We start from the raw sequence: 12,460 nt of genomic DNA, 5'->3' as shown, positions 1-12,460 counted from the left end.
ACCGTCTTCCGGAGAAAGCCTGCAAGGGGAGCGAGATCATATGGCCAGACCGAAAAGTATCGACAGGACTGCCATTCTCAATGCGGCCGAGGAACTGATCACGGAGACTGGCGGCACGCATTTCACGATGGACATGGTGGCGGCCAGGGCCGGCATAAGCAAGGGCGGCCTGACCTACACCTACCCGTCGAAAAGCGCTCTGATCACCGACATGTTGCATCGGGAACTGGCGCGTTTCACAGCCCGGCGCGACGCGCTCGATGAAGGCGGCGGCCCTGCGGACACGCTGGAAGCGCATGTCAGGGCTTCCGCCGAGCAGAAGCATATATTCCAGACCCGCGCCGCGCATCTGATGGTGGCATTGCTGAATGAGCCTGGCCATGTCGGCCATGTGAAATCCTTCTACCGGGAGATGTTCGATCTGGCTGATCCTGCAACGCGGGAAGGGCGGCGGATACGCCATGCTTTCCTCGCCATTGAAGGCCTCTTTCTCCTGCGGGGGCTTGGGCTCATGGACGTTGACGACAAGGAGTGGGACGACGTCTTCGCTTACGCGCTGGACGCGTTCTGACGGATGTCTTTCCGGCGGCGCGGACAGGTCCGGGAAGCATAAGCCGGGTGGCAGGAGCAAGGGCCGGTCCCGCCCCGCCCATTCAGCGGGGCGGGACCGGCTGTCCTGCATATTCCCTACATGTGGTCGCGCGGGATGCGCCGGCTTCGCTCACGCTTGAAGACGCTGCGATCGCCCTCGAAGGCCTCGGTCGCTTCGGTGATCACCCATTCGGTCTGCGTGCAGGATAGCGTCGAGACGCAATGGGCGCGGGTGCGCCAGCCGTCCCGTTCGAGGATGGTCGTCCATTTCGCCTCGGCGGTCATCGAAAGCGGATCGTCCGGCGCAAGGGTCCAGACCTCCTCGCGGACATCGCGGGCGCAAAGCCCGTTGCCGGGATGACGGTGGAGACCCGTATCCTCCAGCAGCCGGTAGCGGGTGATGCCCGCGGCCAGATCCCGTTCCACGGAACGTTCGGCGGCCCCTTCCTCCAGCGTGTCGTAATGGGGCAGGGGATCGGGATTGTCCGGCTCCGCCACCTCGATGCGCCGGTGCGATCCGAGAAGCGGCAAGGCGAGGGCCGTCGCGGCGAGATCGATGTCGAGCGTCGTATCGAAGGGCGGCGGCAGGATCATCGGCCAATAGGCGGTCGAAAGTGAAAGACGGATGCGATGGCCCGGTGCGAAACGGTAGCCGCAGGCGTCGAGGGTCATGACGATTTCAACGGGCTTTCCGGGTTCCAGCACCTGCGGCTCGGCGCTGCCGTGACGATGGGCAAGGTTGAGCACGCCGAAGGAGACGCGCGTCGCGGTTCCGTCGGGGTGGACGTCCACCACGCGGGCGGCGAGATTGCCGAGCGGGCTATCGCTGGAGAGAACGAGCTTGACGACCGGCTCGCCGAGAAGGACGCAGTCTTCGACGAGCGCTTCCGTTTCGAAAACCAGCGATCCGGCATCGTCGGGACGCTGGTCGCCGGCCATTTCTGAATCCGGCTTGAGCGTGAAGAATTCGCCGGCCATCGTCCCGGTGTCGAGCGGCGAGCGCAGAAGGGCGCGACCGTGCGCCGGCCGCTCGGGAGTGCGCAAAAGGCGTCCTGCGTCATCGATGGTGAGCGTCAGCATCTCCGGTTCGGACCATGTGTCCCTAGCGACCCAGTAGCCCGGATCGCTCTCGCGCCAGCGGGCGGGTTTCGGCCCGTCGAGGATATAGGCCCGAACCTGCGGCGTCTTTTCCGCGCCGTTGGGCTCGTCGCAGAGCCAGCGCCGCCACCAGGCGATGGCCTCGCCGTGAAAATCGGCCCGGGGTTTCGGATAGGCGAAATGCGGATATTTGTGCACCCAGGGGCCGATCAGCGCCCGGGCCTTCTCCGGCATGCCGCGCACGGCTTTCAGCGGCGTGTTGCGGTAGCCGTCGGCCCAGCCGGCGATCACCAGCGCGGGAACGGGAAAATCGTCGAAGGTCTCGCAGATCGAGCCATGACGCCAGAAATCGTCGCGCCTTTGATGGCCGAGCCATTCGGCCATGAAGAACGGCTCGCCTTCCAGCCGCTCCAGCCACATGTCGCGCCAGCGCTCGCCGACGAGCGCGGGATCGGGGGAGCGCGCCTGATAGGCGTTCATGGTCGCCGCCCAGCCGAATTGCGCGGCAAGATGGGTGCCGTTCTTGTAGTGGATATCGTCGTTGTAGCGGTCCACCGTCGAGGCGATGGAGATCACGGCCTTGAGTGCCGGCGGCTTTAGGGCGGCGACCTGAAGGCAGTTGAAGCCGCCCCAGGAAATGCCCATCATGCCGACATTGCCGTTGGACCAGCCTTGCGCGGCGATCCATTCGACGGCCTCGACCGCGTCGGAAAGCTCGCGCGGCGTATATTCGCCGTCGATGACGCCTTCCGATTCGCCCGAGCCGCGAATATCGACGCGCACGCCGGCGATGCCGGCGGCGGCGAAGACGGGATAGGTGGATTCATCGCGCGGCGCGGTCCCGTTGCGCTTGCGGTAAGGCAGGAACTCCAGCACGGTCGGCACGGGAGCGTCCGGGCTTGCGCCGTCCGGCATCCAGATGCGGGCGGCAAGGCGCGTTCCGTCCTTCAGGGTGATCCATTCGTTTTCGATGACGTGAAAGCTGTTGTCGGTCATGGTCCTCAACCGGGTAGGCGGTCAGACGGCGTCGCGGCCGCCTGACCGTTGAAAAAGGGTCGGTGGTGCCGGCGGCGGGCGCTTACGCCTCCAGCCAGACGCGGCTGGCGATGCGGCCGTTGGAAATATCGTTGCCGATATCGTGGACGAAACCTTTCAGCCGCTTGGTCGAGGCGTTCACATAGTCGTTGAACACCGGCAGGATCAGGCCGCCCTCGTCCCGCACCATGATGGCCATGTCGCGATAGAGCACGCGACGCTTGTCCTCATCCAGTTCGCCCCGCGCCCGCACGACCATCTCGTCGAACTCGGGATGTTTGAACCGTGTATCGTTCCATTCCGCGTTCGAGACGTAGGAGGTGGAATAACGCGCATCCTGCGTCGGCCGGCCGCCCCAGTAGGAGGCGCAGAAGGGCTTGGAATTCCAGACGTCGGTCCAGTAGCCGTCGCTCGGCGAGCGCTGCACGTCGATCTGGATACCGGCCTTTGCGGCGCTCTGCTGGAAGATTACCGCCGCGTCCACCGCGCCGGGGAAGGCGGCTTCCGAGGTCCGCAGCAGGATCGTGCCGTCGTGGCCGGACTTCTTGTAGTGGAATGCGGCCTTGTCGGGATCGTAGGTGCGTTGTTCGATGTCCGTCGGAGCAAGCGCATAGTTGGTGTTGACCGGATAGTCGTTGCCGATGGTGCCGAAACCGCCGAGCGCCTGCGCCAGAAGGGTTTCGCGGTCGATCGCGTATTTGAGGGCGAGGCGCAGATCGTTGTTGTCGAAGGGCGCGGTGTCGCAATGCATCAGGAACGAATAGAAGCCCTTGCCGGACGTGCGCAGGATTTCGACCGTCGGGGCGCGCGAAAGAAGCGGCACGACCTTCGGTTCGATGGCGTTAATGAAGTCGACCTGTCCGGCGCTCAGGGCGCTGATGCGCGCGGTGGAATCGTTGATGACGGTGATCTCGACGGTATCGACATAGCCCCGGTCGCTGCGCCAGTCGTCGGGGTTGCGTTCGAAGGTGGCGCGGATGCCGGCATCGAAAAACGTCAGCTTGTAGGGACCTGTGCCGATGGCGTCGGTCGGGTTGCCGCCCTCCGGCTGGATCTGGAGATGGTAGTCCGTCAGCACCAGCGGCAGGTCGGCGTTGCCCTCGGCCAGGGTGACGACGACGTCGCCGGCGCGCTCCTCGATCGCCGTGATGCCGGAGAGAAGGCCAAGTGCGCCCGATTGCGAGGCTTCATCGGCATGACGCCGCAGCGTGGCGACGACGTCGGCGGGCGTCAACGGGGTGCCGTTATGGAATTTCACGTCCTTGCGGATCTTGAACGTCCATTCTTTGGCGTCGGGGGAGGGCGTCCAGGATTCGGCGAGCGACGGCAGCGCTGCGCCGGTCTCGGGATGGGATTCGACCAGCGTATCGCCCCAGCAATGGGCGACGACGAAGAGCACGCTTGCCGAGGCGAGCGCCGGATCGAGCGTATCGGATGACGCGCCGCCGCCCAGCCCCAGCCGCAGATTGCCGCCGCGCACCGGCTCCTGTGCCCGGGCCGGTGCGGCAAGGGTCAGGCCCGTTGCTGCCGATGCGCCGATCAATGCGCCCGCCTGTAGGAGGCCGCGACGTGAAAGGTGAAAAGTCTTGCTGTCTCCGGTCATTGCGGCCCTCGTTTTTCGAATGAAATTTCCCATGATATTGAAGCGCTGGCGGAAGGATGCAATTTCGCTTCTTGACGCTGTTTTATGCTGGTTTACGCTAGACGCCATGCGTAAACCTTCTCCCTATTATAGCGACAATCTGCGCTTCGCCTGTAGCACGCGGCCGTCGATTTCTGAGCTATGCCGGTCGATCGGCATCAACCGGCAGCAATTCAACCGCTACATCAACGCCGGCGCGCATCCTTCGGCCCATAACCGGCTGAGGATCGCGTCGATTTTCGGTCTCGATCCGGCTGATTTCGACCTGCCGCCGCCCGCCTTCCGGCACAAGTTCGAAAACGGGGTCGAGCCCGAGCCGGAGCGCGGGAGGGGACCTCTTTCCACGGCCTTCCCCGGAGACCTCCAGGCGCTGCGCCCGTACCTCGGCTTCTACCAGACCTGGCATGTATCCCTGTCCTGGCCGGGCCGGATCGTCTGCTCCTGTTCTCACATGCGGGAGAAGAACGGCCAGATCCTGTCCGGGTCGCTGGAGCGGATCGAAGACAGGGGCAGCGGTATCCGGCAGCGATCACGCTATGTCGGGCTTGCGGCCTTCCGCCGCCAGCGCATTTTCATCACCGAATTGAGCCGGGGGGAGGAGCCGACATTCGGCCAGACGATCCTTGCGCCCTTCGCGCTGCACCAGCGTCACTACCTTCGTGGCGTGACGATGGGCCTTTCCTGGCGGAACGACAACCTGCCCTATGCCGCCCGCACCATCTGGCGCTATCGCGGGAAGGAGACCGACAAGCGCGCGCTTCTGGCCGGCTGCGGCATCGTGGAACCGACTTCGGCGACCCTCCCCTCGGTGGTCGCCTCCTTCCTGACCGAGGTGGAGCCTGTCACCTTGCGGCTTTAGGGTCCCGGCCGGTCTGCGATGTCCGCCGGGCGGGCGGGGCCGCCCGGCAGAGGGCCGTCAAAGGCCGTGGGTGCGATCGTAGCCGTTGAGCGCCGGCGGGGTCCAGCCTTCGGGCAGCCGCGCGGGCTTGTAGATCTCGACCACCATGGGATGGCAGGCGGCGGTATCGGAGGAATGCTCCGACGAGCAATCGCCGCCCGGGCATGCGGACATGCAGCCGAGCAGATCGATCTCGGCGAAGAACTCCAGATAGTCGCCCGGACGGACCGGGCTGGCCTTCATGAAATACTGTCCCGTATCGCGGGTGAAGCCGGTGCACATGAAGACGTTCAGCACATCGTGAATATAGGTTTCCGCCTCATGCAGGGGCTTTCCGGTCTTTTCGGCGAAGGCGCGCGTGAGGTTGGAATGGCAGCAGTGGTGGTATTGGCCGCCATGGCTCAAGAGGTTGTTCGTATAGGGATCGCAACGGGTGCCGATAACGTCGTGCACCGATCCTCCGAATTCGTCGAAGCCGTACCAGTCCAGCGTGTCGTGGGTGATGGTGGCGATGGGGCGGAGATAAGGGAAGCTCGAAAAGAGCTGGTCGCCGAGGCCGACATGGGTGCCGTTCAGCGCCCGGGTCTTGCCGCTGTAGAACTTTTCGTCGAGATCGTTGGCGTTGAACAGGTTGAGGTCGCCGACCTGCGGGCCTTCGCTGCAAAGGATGCGGCAGAAGTGGCCGGCCGGAACCGTCCAGGTCGCGGCTTCGCGCGGCGGAACGACGACGGTTTCGATCAGTTCGAGATCGTCGCGCAGTGCGCGATAGGCGGCAAGGTCGGGACGCGGCAGAGTTTCGACCGGGTAGCAGACGATCGGCGCGATCGCCTTGCGGGCGGCGGCGTCCTGCGGGGCGCGGGTGATGGGTTGTGGCTTCATGTCTCTTTCTCCATGTGTTCGGTGGTCGCCACGCGGGGCGTATCGTCTGCCGGGCGAGTGCGAAGGAGGGCGCTCATTCGATGATCGCAAGCTCCGCGCCGAGTGTGACGGCCTTTCCGGCCTCGGTCCTGATGCGGATGCGGCCCGCCTTCGGCGCGAGGATCCGGCTTTCCATTTTCATCGCCTCGATGAGGGCGACGGTGTCATCTTCCTTGACCGTCGCGCCGTCTTCCACCAGCCATTGCTGCAACGTGCCGGGAACGGGGGCGATCACCGCGCCCTCGCTTGCGGCGGCGGCCGGGGCGGACGGGGCGCCTTGCGGCGCGGCGAGGCCGGAGAAAAGGGCGGCGGGCAAGCCGAGCGCGTGGCGCTTGCCGTCGATCTCGATGAAGCTGCGCAACAATCCGCTTTCGGCCGGCTCGATCCGCGCGGAGGGCTCTACGCCCTGGAATTCCGTTTCGATCCAGTTGGTGGAAATACGAAAGCCGTCCTCGCCGGTGAACGCGGGCTCCGCCACCACGGCGCGGTGGAAAGGCAGGACCGAGGCAACCCCCTCGATCCGAAATTCGGCAAGTGCGCGGCGAGCCCGGATCAGTGCTTCTTCCCGCGTTGCCCCGGTGACGATCAGCTTCGCCATCATGGAATCGTAGAGGCCGGGAATTTCCGATCCGGTCTCGACACCGGCGTCGAGACGCACGCCGGGGCCGGACGGTGCGCGGAAGCGGGTGATCAGGCCGGGGGTGGGCAGGAAGCCGCGGCCGGGATCCTCCGCATTGATGCGGAATTCGAAGGCATGGCCGACGGGTTCGGGTGTTGCGGTGACGGAAAGCGGCAGGCCGTCCGCGATGCGCAATTGCTCGATGACGATATCGATGCCCGTCGTTTCTTCCGTGACCGGATGCTCGACCTGGAGACGGGTATTGACCTCGAGGAACGAGATGACGCCATCGCCGGACAGGAGGAATTCCACCGTGCCGGCGCCGGTGTAGCCGGCCTCCACGCAGATGGCGCGGGCGGCGTCATGAATGCGGTCGCGCTGTTCCGGCGAGAGGAAGGGTGCGGGAGCTTCCTCGACGAGTTTCTGGTTGCGGCGCTGGAGCGAGCAGTCGCGCGTCCCGAGGACGACCGTGTTGCCGTGATTGTCCGCGACGATCTGCGCCTCGATATGGCGCGGCTTGTCGAGGAACTGTTCGGCGTAGCATTCGCCGCGGCCGAAAGCCTCCTTGGCCTCCCGCACGGCGGAATCGAAAAGCTCGCCGACCTCCTCCAGTTTCCGCGCGATCTTCATGCCGCGGCCGCCGCCGCCGAAAGCCGCCTTGATGGCGAGCGGCAGGCCGGCGGATTTCGCGAAGGCGACGGCTTCCGCCGCCGAGGCGAGCGGGCCGTCCGATCCTGTCACCAGCGGCGCGCCGACCTTCTCGGCGATGCGCCGTGCCTCGACCTTGTCGCCGAGCGCCGTGATCACGTCCGGCCGGGGACCGACCCAGATGAGCCCGGCATCGATGACGGCCTGCGCGAATTCCGCGCGTTCCGACAGGAAGCCATAGCCCGGATGGACGGCGTCGGCGCCGGCGCGCCGGGCGATGCCAAGGATCTTCTGGATGTCGAGATAGGTATCGGCAGGCCGCCCCGGGCCGAGACCATAGGCCTCGTCGGCGAATTCGGCATGCAGCGAATGCGTGTCGGCGTCCGAGTAGATCGCCACCGAGGCGATACCGTAGTCGCGGGCGGCGCGGGCGATGCGCACGGCGATTTCACCCCGATTGGCAATGAGCAGCTTTTTCATCGTTCGGTGTTCCTGGAGGCGGTTTCGGTGACAAGGGGATCGAAGGGAGCGATGACCCGGAAGCGGATATGCGCACCGATCGGAATCTGGCCGGCAAGGTCGAGATGATGGCGGGCGACGACGCCGATGACCGGGTAGCCGCCGGTCAGCGGATGGTCGGCGAGGAAGAGCACCGGCTGGCCGCTATGCGGCACCTGGATGGCTCCAAGCGCCGTTCCTTCCGAAGGAAGTTCCGCCGTATCGTTTCGTTCGAGCGGTTCGGTGCCGGCAAGGCGCATGCCCACGCGGCTCGTCTCCGCTGTCACTTCCCAGTCCTGCGCCGTGAGGGTGGCGAGGCCTTTCTGCGTGAACCAGTCCGTGCGGGGGCCGAGCACGATGTCGAGCGTCACCGTTTCTCCGGCGCGCGGCAGGGATGCCGGGGCGGGGCGGAACGGATCGACGGCGACGACAGGCCCTTGCGCCGGAACGAGCCGGTCACCGGCCAGAATCGGCGCGGGGCCGACTTTGGCCAGCGTGTCGGTGGCGGCGGAGCCGAGCACCGGATCGACGGCAAAGCCGCCGCGCAGCGCCAGATAGCTGCGCATCCCCCGGGATGGGGGTTCGATCGTCAGCCTGTCGCCGGCATCTAGGGCGAACGGCCGGCAGAAGGGCGCGGTGAGGGCGCGGCCGTCCGCCGTGCGGATGACGAGCGGGCACGGCGCACCGGCTACGGCCAGTGTCACCGGGCGGTCCGTGACGAAGGAGAAACCGCCGAAGGCGATCTCGATGGCCGCCGTATCGCGAGGATTGCCGACGCACAGGTTGGCTTCGGCAAGGCTGGAACGATCGAGCGCGCCGGATTCGGAAACCCCCTGGTCGGCGCGACCGGGGCGGCCCGGATCCTGAAAGAGCGCGGGACGATCCGCACGGGTGACGCGAAGCCCCCCGGTCGGCGCCGCGATGCCGGCCGGGTCGGTCGACGGTCGTTTTGAGGTATCGATGACCACGCTGTCGCCCGTCTCCGTGGTCCGGAAGCGCACGCGATCTCCCGGAGCGAGGAGCGACGGGCGGGGACGGCCGGTATCCCACATTCTGAGCGGCGTGCGGCCGAGCAATTGCCAGCCGCCGGGACTGTCGGAAGGATAGATGCCGCAGAACGCGCCGCCGAGCGCCACGGAACCTGCGGGGATACGTACGCGCGGGCTCTTGCGGCGGGGAACGACAAGCCCCGGATCGTCGCAGGACATATAGGCGAAGCCCGGCGCGAAACCGGTGAATGCGACGGTGAAGGTTGCCGCGGTATGGCGGCGGATCACCTCTTCGACCGTGCAGCCGAGGATTTCGGCGACGTCGGCAAGGTCCTCGCCGTCATAGATGACCGGAATATCGAACGTCTCGCCCTGCCGTGAACTGCGGCGGGAAAGGTCGACGGCCCGGATATGCTCCGTCAGCCGCGCGCGGGTGGTGACGAGCGGATCGAACCGGACCATCACCGTGCGGGCGGCGGGCACCAGTTCGCGGATGCCTTCCGGCCGGGCCGCAAGGAGAACGTCGAGCAAGGTCAGCGTTGCCTCCAGACCCGCCAGTTCGACGAGGAAGGCATCGCTGCCAGCCGGCAGGAAGCGCAGGGGCTCAGCCATGGGCAGCCAGCGTATCTGCGAAGGATTGCAATCCGACGCCCTGTTGCGAAAGGGTCTCGTGCAGCGTGCGGGCGATGGCGACGGCTGTCGGTGTATCGCCATGGATGCAGATGGACTGGGCTTCGAGGGCGATATCCGTCCCGTCGACGGCGGTGATCCGACCCTCGGTGACAAGGCGCAACATGCGCGCCGCGATGGCCTGCGGGTCGTGGATGACGGAACCGTCAAGGCGGCGGCTGACGAGGCTGCCGTCCGCATTGTAGGCCCGGTCGGCGAAAGCCTCGCAGACAACGGTCAGGCCGGCCGCGCGCGCCTGCGCCACGATGGGCGCGCCGGCAAGCGCCATGAGGATCAGCGTGGGATCGACCGCCTTGATGCCCTCGATCACATCGGCTGCCTGGCGGGCGTCATGGGCTATGGTGTTATAGAGCGCGCCATGCGGTTTGACGTAGCGGACCCGGGTTCCTGCGGCTTTCGCCAGCCCTTGCAGGGCGCCGATCTGATAGATCGTATCGCCGACGAGTTCGGCGCTGGAAGGATCCATGTTGCGCCGGCCGAAGCCGACGAGGTCGCGGTAGCCGACATGCGCGCCGACAGAGACGTGTCGTCGCCCGGCCTCCTTCAGGACGGAAAGGATTCCAGCCGGATCGCCGGCGTGGAAGCCGCAGGCGATGTTGGCGCTGGTGACGATCGACAGCATCGACACGTCGTCCCCCATCGGCCAGGGGCCGAAGCTTTCGCCGAGATCGCTGTTGAGATCGATGCTGGCCATGAAAACCTCCCGTTACGCATTGAAAAAAGCCTTCGTATTGTTCAATATACCATTCATGATTGTTCAACAATATCGCTGAGCAGAAAGTTTTGAGATGACACCCGCAGGCGACGAGGCGCAGGTTGGCGGAATTGTCGGTGACTTCCCGCCGGCAAACGGGCAGCCGCTGGCCGACGTGATTTGCGACCGCGTCCGTGAAATGCTGATCGCCGGAGATTTCGGTCCCGGCGAAAAGCTCCTGGAACAGCAGGTCGCGGCGCAGTTCGGTATTTCGCGCAACACGCTGCGCGAGGTTTTCCGGCTTCTGACCAGTCAGGGTCTGCTGGTGCATTATCCCAATCGCGGCGTCTTCGTCGCCGCCCCCGGCGCGGCGGCGGTCGTCGATATCTACCGCATGCGCCGGGTGATCCAGCAGGGAGCGGTGCAGGCGGCGATTCCCGGGCATCCGGCGCTCGTACGGATGAAAGAGCTGGCGCAAAGGGCAAAGGAACAGGCGGCTGACGGTGATTGGCGTGCCGTCGGGACGCTCAATATGGAGTTTCACCGCGCGATGGTGGAACTCTGCGACAGTCCGCGTCTCAGTGCGGCTTTCGGCCTCCTGCTTGCCGAGTTGCGGCTCGTTTTTGGACGCATCCGGGAAACGGCAGTTCTGCATACGCCCTATATCGAGACGAACGGGGTTCTCGTCGACCTGCTGGAACAGGGCAGACTGGCGGCGGCGGCGGATGAACTGGACGGCTATCTTCTGAAGTCGGAACGGTCGATTCTGGCGGCCTTGCAGCGCCTCAAGAGCTGATCCCGGCGATTGCCGGGGCCGGGCTTTCGGGCGTGGCGTGGCGGCGCACCCTGTTCCTACCCTGCCGTTTGGCTTCGTAGAGCGCCACGTCGGCGTCTGCGAGCAATTGCGCGAAGGATGTGGCCGAAGGCCTGCCGCTTGCCACGCCGAGGCTTGCGGTGACATGGCCGCTGCCCTCCAGCCCGTGGTGGGGAATGGCGAGGATCTCGATTGCGGCGCGGATGGCCTGCGCCATCGCGACCGCCGCCTCGGCCTGCGTCCCCGGCAGAAGGATGAGGATTTCCTCGCCACCGTAGCGGAATGTGTGCCCCTTCGAGCCGACCGCGCGAGAGATGCAGCGGCTGACCGCGCGAATGCACTCGTCACCCTCGATATGCCCGTGGATGTCGTTGAAGCGCTTGAAATGATCGATGTCGAGCAGGATCACGGCGGCTTGCGTATCGCGCCCGCTTTCCCGCCAGATCCGGTCGTGAATGCGCGCCAGCGAACGGCGGTTGAGCAATCCGGTCAGTTCGTCCCGTTCCGACTGGCGTTGAAGTTCGGCCTGTAACAGGCAGCCGCGGAGCTGATGGATGAAGTTCAGCCGTTCCTTGTGCTCGGCGAAATAGGCGCTCATGCCGAGAAAGACCGTCAGCGTCAGATAGAACGTCACGATGCCGGCATAGGTAACGGGGTCGAACGCTCCGCTCAGCCCGGTCGTTGCGAACTGGATGGTGCAAAGCATGAAAAGGCCGACGAGAACGGCGGGAAAACGCGGGCGCAGCGCGACCACGAAAAACAGGAAGGTAGCGACGCTGCCTGTCTGATAGGCGAAGAAATAGGGGCTGGCGCTGCCTGCTCCGACGGCCATCGGCAGGAGGGCGCCAAGCGTTCCGATGGCGATGGCGAGCAAATCGTAATTGCGTGCCGAAGGCCATAGCCGGAGGGCGATCACCGTGAACAGGGCGAAGGGAGTGAAAACAGCAAACCGCGCCAGAAAAAGCCGTTGCGAGACATCGGCCATCATCGATATGTCGCCGAAGTGGGCCAGATCGTAGATCAGGGTTCCGACCAGCGCCCAGATGGGTGTCAGGCCGACCCGGTGTGCCGCATAGTCTCGGGTGAAAAGCGCTTCGATGGCTGGCGTGAAACGCAGGAGGCGGAAGCCGCCGGCGATCTGGCGCTCCACATCCGCCAACGTCACCGATTCCATGATTATGGTACTCCCGTGTCTGGAATACCCCGTTGGTGGCACAAAAGTCTGAACGTAACCTAAAGCTCTATCGTGATCGTGGCAGGACGGCATTGCGGCCGGGGGAGGGGGCGATGCCGGACGGCGGGCGCTTCGCGTGTCCGGGGATTTCC

General features: G+C 65.4%; 10 protein-coding genes. 3 read left to right on the top strand and 7 right to left on the bottom strand.

Going from position 1 to position 12,460, the window contains the following annotated elements; genetic code table 11:
* Window positions 1-40: 40 nt before the first annotated feature.
* Window positions 41-571, top strand: coding sequence for a TetR/AcrR family transcriptional regulator (locus tag KYK29_RS08005; protein ID WP_254690363.1), 531 nt, complete (start codon window positions 41-43; stop codon window positions 569-571).
* A gap of 116 nt (window positions 572-687) precedes the next feature.
* On the opposite strand, the gene KYK29_RS08000 is transcribed toward KYK29_RS08005, so the two are convergent.
* Together KYK29_RS08000 and KYK29_RS07995 are read right to left on the bottom strand one after the other, a co-directional pair.
* Window positions 688-2,685 (bottom strand): CocE/NonD family hydrolase, encoded by a 1,998-nt coding sequence (locus tag KYK29_RS08000; RefSeq protein WP_254690362.1) that lies wholly within the window; start codon window positions 2,683-2,685, stop codon window positions 688-690.
* 82 nt (window positions 2,686-2,767) lie between these two features.
* Complete coding sequence (locus KYK29_RS07995) at window positions 2,768-4,327, bottom strand: ABC transporter substrate-binding protein (protein WP_254690361.1); 1,560 nt, start codon at window positions 4,325-4,327, stop codon at window positions 2,768-2,770.
* Window positions 4,328-4,433: 106 nt separating this feature from the next.
* Here KYK29_RS07995 and KYK29_RS07990 point away from each other — a divergent pair, with 106 nt between their 5' ends.
* Entirely contained in the window at window positions 4,434-5,225 is a 792-nt protein-coding gene (locus KYK29_RS07990; RefSeq protein WP_254690360.1) for a helix-turn-helix domain-containing protein, read from the top strand.
* A gap of 57 nt (window positions 5,226-5,282) precedes the next feature.
* Here the strand turns inward: KYK29_RS07990 and KYK29_RS07985 are convergent, their stop codons facing one another.
* From KYK29_RS07985 to KYK29_RS07970, 4 genes are all read right to left on the bottom strand, one after another.
* Entirely contained in the window at window positions 5,283-6,143 is an 861-nt protein-coding gene (locus KYK29_RS07985) for an urea carboxylase-associated family protein (protein WP_254690359.1), read from the bottom strand.
* Between the two features lie 73 nt (window positions 6,144-6,216).
* Window positions 6,217-7,929 (bottom strand): acetyl/propionyl/methylcrotonyl-CoA carboxylase subunit alpha, encoded by a 1,713-nt coding sequence (locus KYK29_RS07980; protein ID WP_254690358.1) that lies wholly within the window; start codon window positions 7,927-7,929, stop codon window positions 6,217-6,219.
* Window positions 7,926-9,548: a 5-oxoprolinase subunit B/C family protein gene (locus KYK29_RS07975; protein ID WP_254690357.1), complete on the bottom strand. Its 1,623-nt coding sequence runs from the start codon at window positions 9,546-9,548 to the stop codon at window positions 7,926-7,928. The genes KYK29_RS07980 and KYK29_RS07975 overlap by 4 nt, the downstream gene beginning before the upstream one ends.
* Window positions 9,541-10,320 (bottom strand): LamB/YcsF family protein, encoded by a 780-nt coding sequence (locus KYK29_RS07970; RefSeq protein ID WP_254690356.1) that lies wholly within the window; start codon window positions 10,318-10,320, stop codon window positions 9,541-9,543. The genes KYK29_RS07975 and KYK29_RS07970 overlap by 8 nt, the downstream gene beginning before the upstream one ends.
* Before the next feature lie 94 nt (window positions 10,321-10,414).
* Here KYK29_RS07970 and KYK29_RS07965 point away from each other — a divergent pair, with 94 nt between their 5' ends.
* Entirely contained in the window at window positions 10,415-11,116 is a 702-nt protein-coding gene (locus tag KYK29_RS07965) for a GntR family transcriptional regulator (protein ID WP_302795442.1), read from the top strand.
* On the opposite strand, the gene KYK29_RS07960 is transcribed toward KYK29_RS07965, so the two are convergent.
* Entirely contained in the window at window positions 11,106-12,308 is a 1,203-nt protein-coding gene (locus KYK29_RS07960; protein WP_254690355.1) for a GGDEF domain-containing protein, read from the bottom strand. The genes KYK29_RS07965 and KYK29_RS07960 overlap by 11 nt on opposite strands.
* Window positions 12,309-12,460 lie beyond the last annotated feature (152 nt).

Origin of the sequence: Shinella daejeonensis, assembly GCF_024281235.1 — a bacterium.
Taxonomy (GTDB): domain Bacteria; phylum Pseudomonadota; class Alphaproteobacteria; order Rhizobiales; family Rhizobiaceae; genus Shinella; species Shinella daejeonensis.
The sequence above is the reverse complement of the archived record's forward strand: the minus strand, read 5'-3'. Positions and strand labels throughout refer to the sequence as shown.